19 protein-coding genes are annotated in these 21,299 nt (G+C 44.4%); 5 read left to right on the forward strand and 14 right to left on the reverse strand.

Features of this window, described 5'->3' with window-relative positions; all coding sequences use genetic code 11:
- Nucleotides 1-125: 125 nt before the first annotated feature.
- From DRW42_RS03430 to DRW42_RS03445, 4 genes are read right to left on the reverse strand one after another with little or no spacing between them, the layout of a single operon-like run.
- A complete protein-coding gene (locus DRW42_RS03430) occupies nt 126-1,541 on the reverse strand; it encodes an efflux transporter outer membrane subunit (RefSeq protein WP_113947503.1) in 1,416 nt (471 codons plus the stop codon).
- Between the two features lie 10 nt (nt 1,542-1,551).
- Nucleotides 1,552-4,734 carry an efflux RND transporter permease subunit gene (locus tag DRW42_RS03435; RefSeq protein WP_113947442.1) on the reverse strand — a complete coding sequence of 1,061 codons (3,183 nt, stop codon included), beginning with the start codon at nt 4,732-4,734 and terminating at the stop codon, nt 1,552-1,554.
- A gap of 15 nt (nt 4,735-4,749) precedes the next feature.
- Nucleotides 4,750-5,886, reverse strand: coding sequence for an efflux RND transporter periplasmic adaptor subunit (locus DRW42_RS03440; protein ID WP_113947443.1), 1,137 nt, complete (start codon nt 5,884-5,886; stop codon nt 4,750-4,752).
- Between the two features lie 50 nt (nt 5,887-5,936).
- Entirely contained in the window at nt 5,937-6,464 is a 528-nt protein-coding gene (locus DRW42_RS03445; protein WP_113947444.1) for a DUF420 domain-containing protein, read from the reverse strand.
- A 569-nt stretch (nt 6,465-7,033) separates the two neighbouring features.
- Here DRW42_RS03445 and DRW42_RS03450 point away from each other — a divergent pair.
- From DRW42_RS03450 to DRW42_RS03460, 3 genes are all read left to right on the forward strand, one after another.
- A complete protein-coding gene (locus DRW42_RS03450) occupies nt 7,034-8,086 on the forward strand; it encodes a GlxA family transcriptional regulator (protein ID WP_113947445.1) in 1,053 nt (350 codons plus the stop codon).
- A gap of 85 nt (nt 8,087-8,171) precedes the next feature.
- Nucleotides 8,172-8,810 (forward strand): DUF4202 domain-containing protein, encoded by a 639-nt coding sequence (locus tag DRW42_RS03455; RefSeq protein ID WP_113947446.1) that lies wholly within the window; start codon nt 8,172-8,174, stop codon nt 8,808-8,810.
- 84 nt (nt 8,811-8,894) lie between these two features.
- Nucleotides 8,895-9,287 carry a rhodanese-like domain-containing protein gene (locus tag DRW42_RS03460; RefSeq protein WP_113947447.1) on the forward strand — a complete coding sequence of 131 codons (393 nt, stop codon included), beginning with the start codon at nt 8,895-8,897 and terminating at the stop codon, nt 9,285-9,287.
- A gap of 45 nt (nt 9,288-9,332) precedes the next feature.
- Here DRW42_RS03460 and DRW42_RS03465 read toward each other — a convergent pair whose 3' ends face one another.
- From DRW42_RS03465 to DRW42_RS03485, 5 genes are all read right to left on the reverse strand, one after another.
- A complete protein-coding gene (locus tag DRW42_RS03465; protein ID WP_113947448.1) occupies nt 9,333-9,908 on the reverse strand; it encodes a Crp/Fnr family transcriptional regulator in 576 nt (191 codons plus the stop codon).
- A complete protein-coding gene (locus DRW42_RS03470) occupies nt 9,908-10,933 on the reverse strand; it encodes an SDR family oxidoreductase (RefSeq protein ID WP_113947449.1) in 1,026 nt (341 codons plus the stop codon). Before DRW42_RS03470 ends, DRW42_RS03465 begins: the two co-directional genes overlap by 1 nt.
- A gap of 206 nt (nt 10,934-11,139) precedes the next feature.
- Complete coding sequence (locus DRW42_RS03475; RefSeq protein WP_147243659.1) at nt 11,140-11,412, reverse strand: hypothetical protein; 273 nt, start codon at nt 11,410-11,412, stop codon at nt 11,140-11,142.
- A gap of 37 nt (nt 11,413-11,449) precedes the next feature.
- Nucleotides 11,450-12,133, reverse strand: a complete 684-nt coding sequence (locus DRW42_RS03480) for a hypothetical protein (protein WP_147243660.1) — start codon at nt 12,131-12,133, stop codon at nt 11,450-11,452.
- A 174-nt stretch (nt 12,134-12,307) separates the two neighbouring features.
- Entirely contained in the window at nt 12,308-12,643 is a 336-nt protein-coding gene (locus DRW42_RS03485) for a hypothetical protein (protein ID WP_113947452.1), read from the reverse strand.
- A 526-nt stretch (nt 12,644-13,169) separates the two neighbouring features.
- Between DRW42_RS03485 and DRW42_RS03490 the strand changes: the two genes are divergently transcribed.
- Entirely contained in the window at nt 13,170-15,341 is a 2,172-nt protein-coding gene (locus DRW42_RS03490) for a KAP family P-loop NTPase fold protein (RefSeq protein ID WP_113947453.1), read from the forward strand.
- A 146-nt stretch (nt 15,342-15,487) separates the two neighbouring features.
- On the forward strand, nt 15,488-16,258 hold the full coding sequence (locus DRW42_RS03495) for a PD-(D/E)XK nuclease domain-containing protein (protein ID WP_208643487.1): 771 nt from the start codon (nt 15,488-15,490) through the stop codon (nt 16,256-16,258).
- A 145-nt stretch (nt 16,259-16,403) separates the two neighbouring features.
- Here DRW42_RS03495 and DRW42_RS29360 read toward each other — a convergent pair whose 3' ends face one another.
- The 5 genes from DRW42_RS29360 to DRW42_RS03515 form a co-directional block, all read right to left on the reverse strand.
- A complete protein-coding gene (locus tag DRW42_RS29360; protein WP_279634079.1) occupies nt 16,404-16,535 on the reverse strand; it encodes a hypothetical protein in 132 nt (43 codons plus the stop codon).
- A 4-nt stretch (nt 16,536-16,539) separates the two neighbouring features.
- Complete coding sequence (locus DRW42_RS03500) at nt 16,540-17,370, reverse strand: nucleotidyl transferase AbiEii/AbiGii toxin family protein (RefSeq protein ID WP_113947454.1); 831 nt, start codon at nt 17,368-17,370, stop codon at nt 16,540-16,542.
- Nucleotides 17,351-18,358, reverse strand: coding sequence for a type IV toxin-antitoxin system AbiEi family antitoxin (locus DRW42_RS03505; protein WP_113947455.1), 1,008 nt, complete (start codon nt 18,356-18,358; stop codon nt 17,351-17,353). The genes DRW42_RS03500 and DRW42_RS03505 overlap by 20 nt, the downstream gene beginning before the upstream one ends.
- Before the next feature lie 737 nt (nt 18,359-19,095).
- A complete protein-coding gene (locus DRW42_RS03510) occupies nt 19,096-19,560 on the reverse strand; it encodes a hypothetical protein (RefSeq protein WP_113947456.1) in 465 nt (154 codons plus the stop codon).
- A gap of 738 nt (nt 19,561-20,298) precedes the next feature.
- Complete coding sequence (locus DRW42_RS03515; RefSeq protein WP_147243661.1) at nt 20,299-21,276, reverse strand: hypothetical protein; 978 nt, start codon at nt 21,274-21,276, stop codon at nt 20,299-20,301.
- Between the last annotated feature and the right edge of the window lie 23 nt (nt 21,277-21,299).

Genomic DNA, 21,299 nt, shown 5'->3' on the forward strand with positions numbered 1-21,299 from the left:
TTTTAAAATTTATGATAAGTGGCAAACGATGAATATTATAAAAGCCAGCTGTATCCTCACAGATAACAGCTGGCTAGGGTTTGCTACCCGGAAGCTTCAGAAAGGTTACATCCCGTAAAAACTAACTAAAATACCCCTCCACCCAGACTTCGGTATAACTCCGAAATGGCATCCAGTTCCGATCGTTTAATCGCGGCTAAATCCAGTTCACTCACCAAGGCGTTGCTTTGGGCGGTAATTACCTCCAAATAAGTTGCCATGCCGCTTTTGAAGAGCTCATTTGCATTCATGATAGCGCCCTGAAGCGTTTTTATACGGTTCAACGCAATGATCTCCCTGGCCCGAAGCTTTTCAATATTAGCCAGTGCATCAGATACCTCGCCGACCGCCTTTAGTACCGTTTGCCTGAAAAGAAGGACTGTTTTTTCTCGTTCTATCATGCTCAGCTTATATTGTGCGTTTAATTCCTTATGCTCAAGAACTGGTTGCAGGATACCCGCTCCTGCAATTGCAAACAATGATCCGGGAATATTGAACCAGTTGGCGGCCATAAGCGAATTTACTCCACCCGATGCAGTGATGCGTAAGGCAGGATACATCTGGGTTTTAGTAATTCCAACGCGGGCATTTGCAATGCTCAGATCAAGTGCTCTGCTTTTTACATCTGGCCTTCTGCTTAACATCTCTGAAGGGATGCCGGTAGATAAGATGTCAGGAAAACTGATATCCCCGAGAAGTGATTTTCTGTTTATCCGCTCTGGCAACTGCCCGGCAAGTATTCGCAGGGCATTTTCCCGGATGACAATGTCCTGCTCCAGCTGGGGCACTAGCCCGGCAGCTACTTCCCGCTGCCCGCTTGCCTGCTGGACGCCGAGCAAGCTGACCTGGCCGGCATCATACTGCAATTTAACAATCTGGAGGGTATTGTCGTTTAAGTTCAGGTTTTTGCGGGCAACGTTTAACTGGGCATCAAGCATCAGCAAACCAAAGTAAGCCTTGGATATGGTTGTTATCAGACCGGTCTGCAGTGTTTTCCGCGCTTCCTGTGACTGCAGGTACGAGGCGAGCGCTGTTCTATTGGTATTGCGGATTTTCCCCCAGATATCAGCCTCCCAGCTCAGGCTTAAATTAGCCGAGTAATCTTCCAGGTGGTCCCTGCCCAGAAACTGGCCAAGCGTAAGGCCATTCAGGCTGTTGTTTGATGGATTCGTTGTGCTGGCGGCAAGGTTTAAACCGATCTGGGGAATATTGTTCCATTTTGATTGCCTTAGCAATATGCCCGACTGCTCCAGGTTCTTTAGCGCTATCTGCATGTCATAGTTCCGGGAAAGTGCACTGTCTATCAGTTGCTGCAAAAGCTGATCCCGGAAAAAAGATCTCCATGAGATCCCCCCAATACTGGCACTGTCAGAAACGGTAGCATTGCGAAATGTTTGCGGCAGTTCGGGCTCAGGCATTTTAATATCCTTTGAAACCGAACATGCGCTTGCTAAGGCCAGCAGTAAGGAAAATACATATAATTTGATTACTTTATTATTCATTGTCTGGATTTTAATAATTAAGCGCAACATGTTCTTGATACCCTGGTTTTTCAATTTCCGGGGCACTTTCTTTTCTTCCGGAGACTTTCTCATGTAATGCCTGAAATATGACAAATAGGACCGGAATGATGAATAGTCCAAGGATGACTCCGCTCAGCATTCCACCAGCGGCTCCGATACTGATGGAATGGTTACCCATCGCCGATGGTCCGGTTGCGCGCATCATTGGTGTTATACCCGCCACAAAGGCAATGGAGGTCATAATAATCGGCCTGATGCGCAGTCTTGCTGCCTCAAGTGCCGATTCCAACAGTGTATGCCCGGCATGCCTGCGCTGGAGGGCAAATTCCACAATCAGGATGGCATTTTTTGCAAGCAAACCGATGAGCATCACCAGCGCTACCTGGATATAGATATTGTTGTCGATTCCCGCCATGCCGATCGCTAAAAATACGCCGATAATGCCTGTCGGTACAGAGAAAACTACAGCCAACGGCAGGATATAACTATTGTACTGGGCGCATAGCAAAAAATAGACGAATAATAGCGATAAGATGAAAATGACCACAGACTGTCCACCGGAGGAAATTTCTTCCCTGGTCATTCCTGAAAATTCGAAAGAATACCCACCGGGCAGCACTTCAGCAGCAACTTCCCTGACAGCCAGGATTGCATCACCCGTGCTAAATCCCGGCTTGGGCACCGCGTTGACACCTATAGAATTGAAAAGGTTGTAACGGGTGATCACTTCCGGCCCGAAAACCCTTTTCAAATTTACCATCGTTTTAACAGGCACCATACTGCCGTTTTTATTTTTGACATACACTTCATTTAGAGAGGCAGGATCAGCCCGCTCATCTTTCTCTGCCTGCACCATCACCCGGTAATACTTTCCGAACCTATTGAAATCGGAAACCTGCGCACTGCCGAAATAGGATTGCATCGTAGCCAATACTTCCTTCTCATCAACCCCCAACTGTTCAATTTTCTCGTGATCCAGGACCATTTCGTACTGCGGATAATCAGCCCGGAAAGTGGTAAAGGCAACAGCAATTTCCTTGCGTTTCATTAACGCAGCGATAAAGCGGTTAGCAATGCCACCAAATTTATCCAGTTTTCCACCAAGCTTATCTTCCAGTACCAAATCAAGTGCATCGACATTGCTGAATCCAGGCACTGTCGGAAAAGAAAATACGAAACACTGGGCACCCTTTATCGTGTTCAGGCGCTTCTGTAGTTCTGCTATATTCTCACTTACATTATTCATCTCACCCCTTTGCCCATCTTTTTTCATCCTGAAGAAAGCTACACCTGAGGAAGGACTGGTCGAACCCGTCAATACATTAAACCCTGCTACCTCGTTGAAAGCGAATTTTGCTTTCATATCCCGGACTTTATTTGCGGCTTCATCAAGAATTGCCTGTGTTCTGTTCATCGAGGAGCCAGGAGGCAGGTTCACTGAGATGGCGATAAAGCCAAGATCTTCAGAAGGAATAAAACCCGTAGGTGTTCTTCTGATCAGCCAGGCCGTTAACAGGACAATCAGGATTAATCCCCCAATACTAGCCCACTTAAAGCTGATCATCTTCTTAACAGCGCCTACATACCTACCTGTCACATTTTCAAATCCTTGGTTAAATGCAAAGAAAAACCGCTGTTTGAAACTTTTTGTGTTTTCATGGCGGTCATGGTTGACATCTTTCAGTAGCAGGGCGCACAGTGCCGGGCTTAGCGTTAATGCGTTGAGCGCGGAAATCGCGATAGCAATAGCCAGCGTAAAGGCAAATTGTCTATAGAAAACTCCCGCTGATCCTTTCATGAAGCCCACCGGAAGAAACACTGCGGCCATAACCAGGGTAATCGATATGATGGCACCGGTGATTTCGTGCATCGCGGAAATTGTTGCTTTTTTGGGACTGAGGTTTCTATGTTCCAGTTTGGAATGGACTGCCTCTACCACCACAATGGCATCGTCCACAACAATTCCAATAGCCAAAACAAGCGCAAACAAGGTGAGTAAGTTGATAGAAAAACCGAAAACAGACATAAAAAAGAAGGTACCGATAATCGCTACCGGGACGGCAATAGCAGGAATAAGTGTCGACCTGAAGTCCTGCAAAAAGATATATACAACAATAAACACCAGGATAAATGCTTCGAGCAAGGTATGCTCAACCTGCTCGATGGATTGATCCAGCATATCTTTGGTATTGTACAGGATCTGTTGCCTGATGCCAGGGGGAAAGTCTTTTTCTGCTTTTTTAAGGAATTCACCAACTTTTGTCTGTATGTCCCTTGAATTGGACCCGGGTAACTGGATTACCTGGAAGAGTACACTCTGTTTATCATTGACGGTATTTAAAGAGCTGTAGGTATAACTGCCCAATTCAACCCTTGCAAGATCTTTAAGTTTGAGTATACTACCATCAGCATTTGCCCTGATAATCATATTGCTATAATCTTCCGGTTTTGTATATTTCCCGGAATATTTGAGCACATACTCAAATGAGCGGTTACTGGATTCACCAAACCTCCCCGGGGCGGCTTCCTGGTTTTTGCTTCTGACTGCCGCCATCACCTCTGTTGGGGTAATATCATAGGCAGCCATCTGCGCAGGATTAAGCCAGATACGCATGGAATAATCCCTGTTGGCACCATAAAAATTAACCAGTCCAACCCCTTGTATGCGTTTAAGCTCCGGGATGATATTAATCTGGGCGTAGTTGGTCAGGTAGGTGGCATCATACAGATCCGGTTTTTCACTCATCAGGTTGATCGCCATGATCAGTGAATTCTGGACTTTTTGGGTGGTAATACCTGCCTGTACTACCTCGGTTGGTAAAAGCCCGGTGGCAGACGATACTCGGTTCTGGACATTTACTGCCGCCTGGTCCGGATCGGTACCCAGTTTAAAATAGACCGATATGGTTAGTGTACCGTCGTTACTTGAGGTGGAACTCATGTAAGTCATATTTTCTACACCATTGATGGCCTCTTCCAAAGCGGGAGCTACCGCCCGCACCATTGTTTCGGCATTGGCACCGGGATAATTTGCCGAAACCTGTACAACAGGGGGCGCAATATCAGGAAATTGTTGTATCGGAAGGTCCATCAGACCTACCGCGCCCAATATAACCAGCATGATGGAAACCACCGTGGCAATAACAGGTTTATCGATAAAAATTTTTAACATGATTCTATATTATATTTAGTTACTGGCTAACTTTTCCTGGGACTTCTCCGCCTTTACTTCCATGCCGTCCTTGATCGATTCGAAGCCTTTTAAAACCAGGCGGTCACCGCTTTTCAGTCCACCGGAGAGATAATAAGTATTCCCGCTTGCCCCGGAAATGGTTAAGGCCACCTGACGGGCTTTGCTGTTTTCATCAACTATAAAGGCAAATATTTTGTCCTGCATTTCAAATGTTGCGGACTGTGGTATACCGATTACCCCTGAATGTTTGAGGCCTAGCCTGATCCTGCCGGAATTACCCGAACGGAGCAAACCCTGCTGGTTGTGGAATGTTGCACGCAGGGTAATCGCGCCCGTATTTTTATCAAAGGCCGCATCAACCATATCCAATGCACCTGTCTGCCGGTATGGTTTTCCCCCGGCAAGGATCATCGTCACTCCTGGTGCATTCTTTAGTTTCTCGCCGATCGAAAGGCCCCTCAAGCCTTCTTTGAAGGAAACAAAATCCGCCTCACCTATGGAAAAATACGCATGTACATCCCGGTTGTCTGACAGGTATGTTAACGGCTGGGTGTCTGAAGGAGCCAGCAGACTCCCCGTTTTTTTTGAAAGCCTGCCTATAAAACCGCTCTCCGGCGCTTTAATGGTGGTGAAACCCAGTGTGATCCTGGCATTTCCTGCTTTCGCCCTGGCCTGGGTTTCCTTTGCCAATGCCGCCTCATAGGCGGCCTGCGCCGCTTTGATCTGGTAATCCGAAACCACCTTATTTTCTACCAGGGGTTTTAATTTATCGACCTCCAGTTTGGCGCTTGTTACGCTTGCTTTTGTAGCAAGCACATCGCCCAGGGCTTCGTTGTAGACTTCCCGGTATTGGCTTGGATCCACCTGGAATAAAGCAGTCCCTTTTTCTACGTAATCACCTTCATTAACCAGGATTTTTTCCAGTATCCCAGCAACCTGCGTGCGGATCTCCACATCGGTCTGCCCCTCGATCTTCGCGGGGTATTCAGTATAAAGGATCTCATCGCTAGGGTTAACTATACTTACCGCCACTGAGGGCGGAGTTGCCTTTGATGATTGCGGTCCGCTGGAGGAACAGCCCGATAAGATGATGGTTTGGGCCAACAAAAAATATATCAGCGTTTTTTTCATAAAAATTAAATTATAAATGTTAAAAAGTGTGTTATTTACATTGGGGGAGGTTAGTTCGGATAGTAAGGGGAGATCAGGAGGTAAACGATCACGCCGGTAGAACTGACGTATAACCACAGTGGCATCGTCCACGACGCCACTGTGCGGTGTTTATGGATATTGCCGTTCAGTCCATAACCCATGGTTAAGAGCGCCATCGGAACAATCAGTGCTGCAAGGAAAATATGGGTAAACAGGAGAAAAAAATAGATACTTCTTAAAATCCCCTCACCTGCAAACCTGGTAGAGGGCGTTGAGAAATGATAAAGCAGATAGGAAAATAAAAAAGCGGCTGTAAAAGAGAACGCCAAAAAGACGAAGGCTCTATGAACCCCTTTATTTTTTTTCCTGATGGCCAGCAGTGCAATCAGCAACGCGATAAAGGTCAATCCATTCAATATAGCATTTAACAAGGGCAGCCTTGAAAAATCAAATCCCTCCAAAAAGTGCATTTTAGGTAAGAAATAAGCAGTGGTAATGAGGCCATTAATTAAAATGGTCAGTATCCAGATCGCTGGGGTATATTTTCTTTCTTTCATCAATTTAAAAAAATCATGCTCATGGTCGTTTTCCCAAACACATTGGGACAGAAGACCAACCAGTTAATATAATCATCAAAAGATAGCAGGATCAGGCGTTCGGCGAACGCCATAGAACATACCATGTAGTATGTTTTAGGATAAAGTAAGGGCATCTTCATGGTCTGATTGCTAGATAGAGGGCCGTGCATGTCTGAAGATGAGAATTGCCATGTTTATTCCGCTAGCACCATGGCACCCGCTGCTGCTTTCCGGTGCAGAAGGTTTTGCGGGAAATCCTTTCTTGTTTATTTGTGAATTTGTCATTTGATATGGATTGGTACGGCGCAAAGTTATCCAGGTTTTTCCTTTTAATTATCATTCGTCCAGGCCGGGGCGAATAGTCCCACAACTAAAATTCCGTCAAAAAAAACAAACTAAAAGGCCTAAAAAACAGGTAACACACAGTTCAACAATTACATACAAAAGCAAACACCAGAAACTTTAAAAAAATAGCCCGCTTTAAAAATGGCCTAAAGTGCGCTATTTATGTCCTTTGAGACAACAGGTGCAAGCTGTAATTTTGTGTTATGAAGAATTCGGAATTTATACCAGCTCCTGTTTCCCGGAAAAAAAAAGTCATCATCGTAGCCATGACCGGTCGCATGATGATGGACTTCGTTGGACCGGCTGATGTTTTCACGACGACCAACCTGTTCTTAAAACATTCCGGTCTGGACGAAGGATACGAGGTCCTTATTGCCGCCCCTACTGCCGATAAAAAAGTAAGCACAGGAGCAGGCGCAGATCTGTTATGCAACACAAGTGTACTGGACATCCGGTCCAGTATCGATACACTCATCATTTCCAACTACGAGTCGCACGAATCCCCGGCAGAAATTTTTGAACCATTTTATAAATGGCTTTCCAAAAGGACAGAAAAAAACACCAGGAGGATCGCCTCTGTATGTGCCGGTACGTTCGCGCTGGCAAAAGCAGGGCTTATAAACAACAGAAAGGTGACCACGCACTGGGAGCAGAACGAAAAACTACAAAAAAGCTACCCGCTATTAATGGTTGATACCAATCCCTTTTATGTAAAGGACGGGCATATTTACACATCTGGCGGGGTATCCTCGGGAATCGATCTTGCTTTGGCGATGGTGGAAGAAGATTTCGGAAAAGATGTAGCGATACAGGTCGCAAGGGAACTTGTTGTTTACCTTTACCGCCCCGGATACCAAAGCCAGTTCGGAAACCTTCTTCCGGTGATTGAAAGTTCAGCGCTGAGCCAGAAGTTACGAAGCTGGGTCCTTGAACATCTGAACGAACAACTCGATGTGAAAAGGATCGCTGACCATCTTAATATGAGCCCCCGCAATTTCACAAGGGTATTCCATAAGCGCACCGGGACGCCGCCGGCAAAGTTCGTTGAAAAGGTCAGGGTGGAACAGGCACGCAAATTACTTGAAGACACTGACGATTCACTGGAAAACATAGCCGAACGATGTGGTTTTGGCGCTCCAAGTTCGATGCGCCGGACCTTTCTGCGGTTGCTCATGATCACCCCTTCTGATTACAGGCGGGCATTCCGCGTACCAATCAATGCTCCAGGCATGCCGGAGCTAAATCCCATAAGCTAAAATCCAGGCCCAAAAGCTAATACCTTGGGGCAACGGAAATTGATGTTACCTATACCATCAATGGAAACTGAATTAATTTAATACCATGACACATAAAACCAAATTTGGGGATACAGCGAATCTGATGGCGGAAGCGCTAAGGCTGTTCGATGAATATAACTTAAGGGATCCCAGATCTGTAACCTGGAAAGATACCGTACTACCCCTTGAATATGCTTATTCACTGATGCTGACTGACTGGGTAGTCTCCTTGCAACCTGCCTCGAGTGAAGAACTTTTGCTGGCATCCCGCAGCCAGCACATCGGCAGGTGGGAAATCCCCAGAGACAATTATCCCCAAGGAAGGGAACATTATTTAAAATGGCGTAAAGACCTGGCGGCCCATCATGCAGAAATCACCAGTGAATTGATGAAAAAGGCTGGATACGACCAGCCAAAGATCAGCCGCGTGCAGGAGATCATCCTGAAAAAAAGGATCAAACAGGATGTGGAAGTACAGATCATGGAAAATGCATTATGCCTGATTTTTTTGGAATATCAGTATGAAGACCTCCGTAAAAAGTATATCAATGATCCCGGTAAAATGGTGAACATTCTCTATAAATCACTGCTAAAAATGGACCAGCACGGTCATGCGGTGGCCTTGCTGCTTAATTATGGCCCCGAAGGAAAGGCTTTACTGCTTAGAGCTGTCGAGGACATCAGGTGCGCGAAAAGCCATTAGTTTTTTTGCCTTGCCCGCAGCTACCGATATCCCCCAGTTTAAAGCGTTAAGGAATGTTTAAAGGATGAATATAATTATAATCAGATGAAGTATATCGTTTTTTCCGGCATCATGGCCACGTGTATATTTTTTATTTTCAGGATTTTTGCAACCGCTACTGATAATCACAGCATGGAAAACCTCCTATCGAAAAAACCTGTTATCCTGGATGTGCGTACCCCGGGGGAATACAGTACCGGCCACATCAAAGGCTCCATCAATATCCCTTTAACGGAACTGGAAAACGGCACTCCATTAACCCTGGATCACCACAGGCCAATTCTGACCTGTTGTTCCCACGGCGTTCGAAGTGTCAGGGCAGCAAAGTTACTGAAGGCAAGAGGGTATAAAAATGTGGAAGACGGCGGGGCCTGGACCAACCTCCAGATGATACTCGACCGAATAGCCCCGACGCCTGTAAGCAAATTTAAGCGATAAAAACCACTACCTGTTTCCCAGTCCGCTAAATCCTACCCGGATGGCCTAGTGATGGGATAATTCCTTCCGGATACGGCTTAATGACTGGGGAGTGATCTTAAGATAAGATGCAATGTACCGCTGGGGAACCTGCTGTAGCAATATGGGGTAGCGTTTTAAAAGTTCCAGATACTTCGTTTTGGCATCGCCAAAATTCAGAAAATCATTGTCTTTGATCTTGTTCAGCAATGTTGCCTCACTGATGCTTTTAAAGAAGATGAATAAGTTGGGCATTTGCTGCAGAAATTTTTCAAATGTGAAAAAGTTAATCGTATAAAGTTCGCTGTTGACTGCAGCCTGTATCGCTTCGCTGGCAGGAAGTTTATTGTAATAACTTTCCAGGTTGGCAAAAAACTGGTTTTCACGTACAAAATATTTTGTGATATCATTACGGTCTTCATCCAGGGCGAAAATACGTAAGATACCACGATCCACAAATACGATTTCCGTGGCCACTTCGTGAAGTTCCTGCACGAATGCCCCCGCTTTTACCTTGCGATACCTGAAATGTGAAGCAAGGGTTTCAATATCATTCCCAGAGAGTATGCCACCGAAAGCCAAAGCTGATTTTAACCTATCCATTATTTCACGATTTTATGTGCCAGTATGCTTTCCGCGCACGCAATTACGGCCTCTTTAACATCAAGCGGTTTCCAATTAAGCGTCCTCACTGCTTTGTTTACATCTATTTTTCTCCTCACCATTTCAAGCAGTACAGGTTTCAATTCCGGCCGGAACAGGGCAAGGATCCTGGTAACAAAATCCGGAAGTTCAGCAGAAGGGATTTTCCGCTCAGGAAAATGCGCTTTCAATATCCCCGCAACTTCTTTTAAGCTCAAATATCCGGATGCTGCAATATACCGATTTCCTGCAGCTTCCGGAATTTCCATCGCTTTGATCAGTAGATCAGCAACAGAACGCACATCCACAAGGTCAAAACCAATTTTGGGGAGCGCCGGAAAACTACCATTTAATAGTGAAACGACAATATTTGCCGAGTTCCCGAAATCCTGTTCAATCACCGGACCGAGTATAGCTCCGGGGCACACCGTTACCAATTCTAAATCAGTTTCACTATTGCGGATAAAATCCCAGGCTGCCTTTTCGGCAATCGTTTTACTTTTATAATAAGGGGTAATATCCTTTTTGCTGTTCACATCCGTCCAGTCATTTTCATTGAAAACTTTGCCATCTTCCCTGTTAGCCCTCCCGTAAGCAATGGCCGACAATGACGAGGTCATCACTATCCTTTTGACCTGGTTTGCCGCTGCCGCTTCCAATATATTCAGTGTGCCGTTTTTTGCTGGAAGGATCAGGTCATTCTCATCTCTGGGCAACTCCCTGGGGAATGGTGAGGCCGTATGTTGTATGAAGTCGATGCCCTGGGTCAACTCCTTCCAGGCTCCCCCGTCGCTGAGTTCCGCTACCGCGAATTCCAGTTTATTTATCTGTCCGGTATGGGCCGCAATGACCTCCCGGATAGCATCAATCCTCCCCTTGTCACGCAGCGTTCCCCTCACTTCATAACCCTTATTTAAAAGCTGGATCGCCGCATGAGATCCCAAAAAACCTGTTACACCGGTAAGTAATACTTTTTTATTGTTCATGATATTCTGTTTTTCCAAAGTTGAGATGCACAATGGAACTTACCATTACCAATTGGTAACAAATTCAGGAAAAGTAAAATAATCCACATGAAAAATACGTGCCGCCTCAATCCATTGCGAGTGGGTGGAAAGAAATTTCAGTGTTCATTCCACCTCGGAGAATATCCTTCGGCTTGCACTCCGGGCCGGACAGATGCTTTCCGGACTTAAAGTCGCTTAAAATCAGCCAATTGACCGATTTTAGGCGAGACCGGTGGCCATTTTAAACCGAACAAAGTGGCCGCTTTTGGAATCATCCCCACCCCGAGACGGTAATATTCTTGTTTAGTGACCGAACCCTTCTTCAATTCCGCCCACAGTTGCAACCTGTAATCATCGCTTTCCCTGCTCTTGTTGTAATAATAGTAATAAAATCCACCTATTGGGATGTACAGGGCAATAAGGACTAATTGTATTGTACGATGGGCTATTTTTGTCATTATCCAAAGATAATCATACTGTTTATCTACCCCAGCCTCAATCATCCCTGCCCCATTGCAGGGCAAGCTCTTCTATATAATCTACAAAACCTGATATGCCTTTAAAAGTCTGAAAACTGTATTCTGGTTGCCCATTCAAAACTTCAACATGATCAAAACTATGGTCATGGGAAAACAGATACACCTTTCCATCCCTCCTGTCATACATCGTCCGTGCACCGTTAGCCTCCTCCGCAAAAACCAGATAATCCGAGCTATCAATCTGATCGAAACCTGCATCTTCGCACATCATTTCATAATAATCCTCGTAATCCCCCAATCCCAACGAACACTCCGATCCAAGGAACATCCATTCCTGATTATCGCTAAGGCTTTCGCTAAAGAGATTAAAGTTTTCTTTTATCCCTCCGACATTGCGCAGCAACAGCTCATGTTCAGCCAGCAGTTCATATGGATGACTTTCCGGATCTTCTAGCCTGTTCAACCAGCCGCGCACACTCCCATTATTGTTATCCCAGCCCAAAAGCAGGTAATCAACACCATCGATCTCCAGGTAAGTTGCCCGTGCCTTTTGCACCAATGCAGCCAGTACCGGAAATACCAACATAAACTCCTCACTCAAACGCAAAGCCTCCTCTTTAAAAGAGACCCTTGAACCCGGCCTTAAAAGCCATGTTACTTCCTCTTTAAGTGCCTCAAAATCCCTGTTTTCTATTTCCATTCCCATGTTCCTTTTTAAGCTGCCATCTAGGCCAATAAATTTAAACTCATATTCCTCCAGTACCCTTTCCACCCTTTGCAACAAAAGTCCCCCAAATCCCTCTCCAGTCTTCGGTGTCCTGCTCCTTTTCTGTATCCCACCTCACCCGTCCACAAAGCCCATCAGGGCTATCTTTTAAGACCACCCATATTCTCCGCCCAGTGAGACAATACTGCCCGGAACAAACTCCTGACTACGTTTCCAACGGTCGGCCCTTTTAAAAACAGACCTGCCCAGCTCAAAACCCTGCTTCCCCATAAGCCTATCCCAATCCGAACCTGGTGCAAACCATAACCAGACTCTGGAAAAGTCAGGAACATTTGCCCCTTCCAATTCGCTCAGTTCATCTCTAAACCAGTCCTTAAAAGCGATAAAATCGATTCGGGTATCATCCCTATGCTCCACCACAGCCATTACCCTGTCCAGATCATTGAAAAGCGCATATAATTCAAATGCTTTCCAATAATCCACTTGGATAAAACAGGTTTAGTTTTTTTCTTACCAAAGAGCCAGTTAAACATCGAACGTTAATATAAAAGGAGCATAAAAGATCAATAAATATACAGCAATTTGTTTTCCGCCCCTAAAAGATCCACCAAAATTAACCGATCGGATTCTTGCACACTTTCAGGGGTAAAAACTGTACAGTGCAAAACTCTCTTTTGTTGTATCCAGTCGCTCCGCCGGATTTCAGCGGGGTGAGTACCAAAGTTGTAAAAGGCTTTTGGCATTCAGGCGGACCAGTATTCCGTACCCCAAAGCCGATGGTTATTTGCTAATGCTGAGTTTTAGTATGACCAGCCCCTATGATCATGAACCAATAGTTCAAGTTCCCGACTATTTTTATATTACTTCTGAAAATGGTGAATAGTTTTCTGCCTCCACTAGCCGGAATAGTCTTTCCTGGCTGGAACTGTTAATAAATCCAATCGATGGAATTGAACAATTAGTGTATTTTTAGGCCATACTAAATTGCCTACAGCTCAACAATTATAAAATGGACCAGAATTTTTCCTCCGACAATCCCATCTCCCGTCCTGAAGATGACCGCTTCCAGCGTTACGGGTTTTCCAAACAGATTGCCCAGACCATCATTGGAAGGCAAAGCAGGGAATGCATTACCATTGGCATTTATGGTGCCTGGGGAGAAGGTAAAACTTCTGTACTGAACTTTATCGCCCGTGAACTTCACCAGCATACTGGAGTGGTTGTTGTAAAATTTAATCCCTGGCGCTATCAGGATGAAAATACGCTGCTCCTACAGTTTTTTAACCTCCTGGCCCAAACACTGGATGCCGCGCTGAAAACCAAAAAGGAAAACCTTGGAGAGCTAATAGGCCGGTATAGCGGCCTGGTCAACATTCCCGCAGTTGGTGACGGATCAGGCGCAGCAATAGCGGTTTCGAAAATGCTCGACCAGACCAGCGTAGAATCCTTAAAAGATAGGATTGACCAGATTATTACGGACAAGGAAAAAAAGCTTGTCATTTTTATAGATGATATTGACCGTCTGGAAAAAACGGAAATCCATTCTATATTCCGTCTGGTTAAGCTTACTGCGGACTTTTCCAACACGGTGTACCTGCTATCATTTGATGAAGACATGGTTTCAGCTGCAATTGGTGAGCGTTTTGGGGAAGGAAATGCCGCTGCCGGTAAACAATTTTTGGAAAAAATTATCCAGGTACCCTTAAGGATTCCAGCAGCGCAGGCTAACGCCCTGCAGGAATACAGTATTTCGCTCATCAACAAAATCTTGGATCAGCACGAGATCAAAATTGAGGGAGAAGAAGCCAACCGCTTTATCAAAGGTTTTCAGGAGGCCATTATGCCGAAGCTCAAAAACCCACGGCTGATCCTGCGCTACAGTAATACACTCTCTTTCTCCATCCCACTTTTACTCGGGGAAGTGAACGTGGTGGACCTGATGCTTATTGAGGCTATAAAAATCTTATACCCGCAACACTACGAATATATCCGTTCGGATGCCAGCCTTTTTACCGAAGGCTTTGAGGACATCTATTCAGGCTCAGCGGATAAGGACAAAATCAACCGTTTTAAAAACCAATTGGAAAAACTGGCCGTAAACGAAGACAAAAGAATAGCTGAAGCCTTAAAAGACCTATTGCAAAGCATATTCCCCAGATTGGAAGAAGCATTCCGCAATATCAGCCACAATCCCTGCCAGGATAACGAGTGGTACAAACGGAAACGTATTGCCTCCCCGAACTATTTCAACCGCTACTTTAGTTATTGCGTAATTAAGGGGGATTTAGCAGATGGAATATTCGAAACATTTATCAAAACACTGGCAACAAGGAATGAGGCCGAACAGGATAGCATCCTGAAAAAGCTGATGGAGGAAGGAACAGCTGAAAACCTCATGCGAAAACTCCGCAGCCTGGAAAAGGAATACGCATGGCCATTTTCTTCAGCTATAGCTAGAACCCTTACCAGAAACTCAAATTTACTGGATAATGATCAGTCAGACGGCTTTTTCGCCTACATGCGTCCCTATAGTCAATCAGCAATATTTATCAGCCAGCTGCTCCAGGCACACCCGGACAAAGACGAAGCTTTTACTTTAAGCCTCGAACTGTTCTCCAAAGCGGAGATTGATTATGCCTTCGCATTGCTCCGCTGGATACAGGCTGCTAAAGAAGAAGATCAGCATAAGTTACTTAAAGAATCCCAAATCGACCAATTATCCACAATTATCCTCCGCCGGGCACGGGAACTGGCGGGAGAAAACCCACTATATGAAACTTTTCCGGAATACACCTATAGATTATTTGGTATCTGGCACAAAAATGATCCGGATGGCTTTACCCAATACGTGAGCGGATTGATCCAAAGCCATCCGGATGGGTACCTTAAAATCCTTTATGCCCTGACTGGCCAGGTCCGCAGCAGCAGCAATCCTAATTCTTATTATACCAACATCGACGAAGAGCGGTATAACTATATTACCCGAATCATTGATCCTGAACTGATCAAAAACGAAATCCTGAAAAATTTCGACATTGATAGTCCAGACCTGGGAAAAATAATCTGGGATTCATACGGTGGCCCCTACCAGACCGACCTGAATATAGCCCGCCAGTTTATGCATTGTTACACACAACAACCCCAATCCAACGAAATTTCTGCAGGGGAACAAACTACATAGTCATCAAAAAATAATTAAATAATCATATCAATCAATGGCAACCAATAAAACCGCAAGAGCTGACTATCTGTGCGTAGACAGGGAGGAATTCAAACATAAAGGTTTTCGAAAGATTGGCGCTCGGACGTGAAATCATCACCAGGAAAATGAATTCGTTAGCAGTCATGAAGATCTGCTGGGCAGACTTCATTAAATGGGACTTTTATAACCTCGAGATGCTCAAAAATGCGTTTGAGTTTCCGGATAATGCTTACGCGGATAAATATGACAGAAACCGCCGGATGGCTGGCGGCATTTTTTTTTCTGGAGAGAGAAGAAAGGAACCAACAGAACATGAACAGATAGAGAGCACAAGGTCAGAGATGACCAGTCAGGTCACTAAGTTGGAGCGCTTTTACGAGCAGATCGAACTTCTTAAGGTAAAAATTGATCCTGCGCAGCGAAAGGCCGCAGGCGAGAAAAAACTGGACCAGTTATTAAATTTACTCAAAAGGTTCCACAAAGTGGCCCAGGAATTCAGGTCCCGCAGAGCAGACCGCGAACCACTGGTAATAAGGGACGAATACGATGTGCAATACGTTCTGGGTGCACTATTAAAGATCTACTTCGACGATATCCGTCCAGAAGACTATTCCCCAAGCCACTCAGGCGCGAATACAAAGGTTGATTTTGTCCTCAAAAAAGAGCAGATAATTATTGAAACCAAAATGACCAGAGAAGGCCAAACTATCAAATCTCTTGGGGAAGAACTGCTCACCGATACCGGTCGTTACAAAGGCCATCCAGACTGCAAAACCCTGGTCATCTTTATCTATGATAAAGGAGATTTTATCACCAACAAACATGGCTTCTCCAGCGACATTGAATCCCAGGCCAGCGAAAAGATGGCCGTCCATGTAGTGATTAACCCGGAATAAATAAGTTTTTTGGACAACAGGCGTAGCGGATAAACGCGCTATGCCTAACGCTGGTGAAGGAAATTAGGTCCTATCTTCTTTATCACAGCTTCCTTATCACCTTCAGCTGACAATTCCTAATTACCGGTTTGCCCCTGCCCCAGGCTCACTCCTGCGTTCCTTGTAAGGTAACAGATGGTATATCCCGGATAAGGTTAACAGCCTCTTCCAGATTCCCATCCTGCCCGTAGATTTCTCTATGGCTGATGATCTCCTTTAAAAAGGTTTTTGTTTTCATTTTGTCACTCTTTTAAGTGTTTTAACATCGCTTCCAGTATAGCCGCAATCTTTTCCACATCCTTGCCACTCTCATTGACCATGTTCCGGATTAAGGTGCTTTTTTCCATCAACCCGATATTTCCAGAAACAATACGTGCCAAACGCAGGTTCAGATCTTTGTTTTCCCTGATCATCTTTTTGATTTCCCTGGCAATTACCATCGCAGAAATTTCTTCCAGGGTAATGTCTTCATTTTCCCCTCCAAAAAGATCCGCATGGTTTTCATAAATAAATTCGCTTTCGAGATTAAAATAATGGTCTATGATGTTGATAATATCCCTGGCATCCTTAAAGCGTAATTCAGGGCGGTCATCATAGGCAATAAACTTCAGCAGGACAATCGCAGGCAGGGTAGCAATCTTGAACTGGTGTCCGGTTTCCAGTATCACATCGGCTGTACCCATGTTATATACTTCCTGAAAACCATTAACTTTTATACTTGTTAAGCCCTTTCCTTCAAATTTCACCTCCTCATCGATTTCCAATGCGCCAAAGGGCAGTAGATCAATCTGTAATCCCTCAGGCGAAATCACCACAAACGCATTGGTACCACTTTCAGTGTACCCTCTTTTAAAAAGTTCCTCCCTGACATTCTTATAATCTTCCCGGCTACCGATCATCACGGCGAAATCTACATCTTTGGTGGTCAGAAACTTTACATCCCCTTTAGCATACCATATATTCCTTGCTATTGCGCCGATCATATAAAAATCGATTCCATTAGCTTTAAATGTATCTTCCAACGTGTCAAATACCGCTTTGAGCCCTCCCTGTTTAATACTCTCCAAATTCATCCTTTAAATGTTTATCGTAAATCATCATCGCTGTTTCCACGCATCTGGGATCCCCTGTCAGCATGAGGTCTGCATACACCAATAACGCGGGGGCATAAGGACGCTCCTCAGCCGGCTCATCTTTCCAGAATTTATCATAAAGCCTGATATCTCCATCCACGGCAGGTATAAGCTTCAACTTTACCATGGCCTGGTTTCTTTTTTCGGCCGTATACACGGTCAATATCCTGGGCTTAAGGTAATCAGTCAGCCACTCACCGGCAGGCTCACCACCCCAAACCGTCTTTCCCGGTTCTATCAGGTCATTATCTAGCGTTTCTAAAGGGTGTCCTGGCTTCAGTTTGAAATTGCCCATATGCAGTATTGGTTTTAAAGTCTCTCCGTATCCGGCAATCCATCTGTCCAAAAGCAACCTCTTGTTTTGCAAGAGTCGCCGTTTTGGCCCGACCTGCAGTACATAACCTGCTTCCTCCAAACCATTGATCACATTTTTTACATTCCCCAATGCAACATCGGTTGCTCCCGCCAGCGTACGTTGCGGCATATTTATGCCCTCTTTGTGTACCATCAGATAAAAGACCATTTTTAAACCTGTCTTGGTGAACGCCCGGTTCGTCACAGGCTTTTCCGTCTCTTCATATTTGAAGCCCTCTAACCAGATCGTGTTATTCTTTGTCCTGATGTAAACATTTCCCGCACTGTCAAGGTAATTGATGCCCTCATTCCGCAGTTTCTCTTTTATAGTAGGAAAAATCCTGTCTGCAACAACCATGAGTCCCCCATGCAGCTGATTGTAGTGTATCAATTTTGGTAGCTGATAATCACGGAGTTCTTTTTTGAACTCAACGATAAAATTCGCTTCATGGCCATCCATAAAAAGATCTGTGGTTCCGTCAAGGTCTCCCGCGGTATGGTTGTATGCCCATTTAAAACCAGTATTGGTTTCCAATTTTTTTAAAGCACCAATAATGTTCTCGTTGTTGTTCATAAATATTCATGTTCACGTTACGTGAACAATCAAAAATAATGAACATTATACAGAATTACAAATAAGTAGTTAATCAATTTTGATCATTCAAAAAGGGCACATCGGAACTAGTGATGAATAACCTCTAATGCAGACAAGCATCCCTCCTCGCCTGATAACGGTAAGCCCTGGCACTCATTCCGGTCATACTGGAGATTTCAGTAATACTAGACACCACATCCGTTCCAAACTGTGCCCCCCTGGATTTACCCAATCTTGAGAATGGCAAGCTAAGAAAATGCCCAGATATTTATTCCTCCTAAAAACAGAGCTATCCGGATTCCGGCTGTTTTGTCCAATCTCCCAAGCTTTGCCGAGTTTGAACATCAGATAGTGATTTCGGGCTGGAATAGCCACTCACGGACAGTATTCAACGACAAAAACCAGATTCTAGAAATCCTATTGACAAGACTGGAAAAAATCAATTTTAAGGTCTTTAAAGACGCTTCCCCACCGAAATGAAAATTGAATCCGGTCACCGCTAAAAGCAGCCTAAAACACTTAAAATCAGCCGATAGACCGTTCTTAAGCGAAAAAAGCACTCAGTTTAAGCTGAAAAAAGTGGCCACTTTGATGAAAAACTAGTGGCCACTTTTTGGATAATCTCCACTCATCTAAGCAGGCAAGGCCATGTTTTTTGAAGCTCTTGGTTAGCTTTCATCTTCAAGCATCAAATTAGCCAGGGTGACTAACCAACTTCACTTCGGTTTTGCAGTAGCAGTTTCTAATTTGCCTTCTAAGGATATGATTTTTGTTTGCAACTGGTTTATGATTTCGGTCTGTACATTGATGGTGGCAATCTGGCTTTCCATCTCCCGTTTGTATGTTGAGGCAATATCGGTGGTTTCCTGCCCAAAAAGTAATGCAAGTTCATCCTTGTATGACATAATGGGCTCATACAACCAGTGGTATGCCTTTCCAATTGCCCCGTTAAACAAACGCACGGTAGGCTGATTCTCTAAGCTGCCAGCTTTAAGGATCTGTTTTCCTGAAATCCCCGGATACGGATCTATATAATAAATCACCTTGATCCCAAGCTGGGTATTCCGGCGAAAATGGCCGCGCGTTTCGCTTTTAAAGTGTCCCCCTGTTTCGGTCCATCGTGGCCGCCTGTTTCGGAGCAAACTGGCCGCGCTGATCTCTTGATCAGATTTTCCTCTCACAGTGTTTCCTAACCAAGTATTTATTTAAAGCTAGTTCAAAGTCATAGTTTCGAAAAGACAAGCCTCAGCAAAGCTTTGGGTCAAAAGGCCATTTTGAACGCCTTTGAGCACTTTTTTAAGGTGTTTCGGGTAGATTCTTTGGTAGGCTGAAATTTAAAGGGATGAGCATCCCTGAAAACAGATAGTCTGGAAAGCTAGGCGTGGAGGAAAAATTTGAAAACCGTCAGCCTATATTTGTTCAGAGGGAAAGGAACTTTTATGCTACAGCCCGGTAATCAAATTGGCGGCCAGTTTGGTCCGAAACGCAGGGGTCACTTTCGCCGAAATACGCAGCCAATGATCAATATTTGGTTTTGAATGGTTTTAACTGAAATTTAAATTTAGTTTAATTGCGCCAATAATTAAACTATTAGTTATTCACAAAATACAACTTTTACACATGAACCATTTTTAACTACGGGAAAACTCCACAGCCGGTCTCATTTTCAAAACTAATTAGAATTGCCCCCGGAGGAAATACTTATAAATATGTATTTTAAACCCCACAGACATAGCAAATAAGTATCACCTACAAATGAAATTTGTTCGGCATCATCGCTTGTTTACAGAACAATAACCCCCACCCAACAAAAATCCTCCCGCCTATGCAATCCCGCCCTGCTTTGCATCCTATAGCAAACCTCAGCCCATTAATAGGAACTTGCATCATTGATCCGTTTTTAGTTTGCCCTTCTAAGTCTAACCTTTTTCAGGCAGCTGACAAAGATTACCTTGGTCATCAATCAGTTCGATATCTCTGGCAATGTCCTGTATAAACTTTGTCAGGGGACGCCTAAAAATATCGTCCTCTTTTTCATAAGTACCAATTACCAGTCTTGTAAACATTCCCTGGTCTGGAAACAGGCTTTCAAAATCATCGAGCAGCGCTTTATTATAATGTTTTGTGTATACCTGCTGCTTATGAATAAGCTCTTCAACAATATCAACTTGAGCACCATATATCCCGGATATACTGAACATCTTGTCATAATCGCTGGCCAGCTTTTCATTTTCCGGTAGTCCAGGATCTACATGGCTAAAAGTAATTTTAATTTTTTCAGGATCTTTGTCATTAAGATACTGCACCACCGCATTGTCAGCTAGCCCAAAGCGAAAAACATTCAATAATGGCCCAGTATGGTATAGTGTAAACCCTGAAGGGTTATCGCTTTTCGCCTTGTTGCAAGAACCGCAGATCGGATAAAGATTAAAAAATGATGTACAAAGAAACGGGAATTCCGATTTCGGATAGCGGTGATCAAGTTCCAAAAGGCCCTTCCATTGAAGTACATCTCCCACATTGACCTGCCTGGCCTCATTCCTTATTTTTGCAATTTTCTTTTTTACCACCAAAGTAAGCTGAGAATGGCAGTATACGCATGTTTTTATTCCCAAGGGACGCAGGATCTTTAAGAACTCCTGATCGCGCAGCGCATTGTAACGCATTGCGCGCACAACGTCTTTCCAAAACTTCTCGTTGATCCGGTCGACTGGTATGATCCTGTTAAACTCGGAAATCAGTTTGGTAATTTCGTCATCATCAGCATTAAGAATCCTTAAATAATGCCTTCTGATCTTTTTGATGTATCTAAAAAGCCTACCTGTCTGTATTTCGCCGTAGTCTGCCGCATTAAAACGAACATGTTTGTTGAGTATTCGCAAGCGCTGGTAAGGCATTTCGAATTCATCCTCCCTTCCGG

Origin of the sequence: Pedobacter miscanthi (assembly GCF_003315595.1) — a bacterium.
Classification (GTDB): domain Bacteria; phylum Bacteroidota; class Bacteroidia; order Sphingobacteriales; family Sphingobacteriaceae; genus Pedobacter; species Pedobacter miscanthi.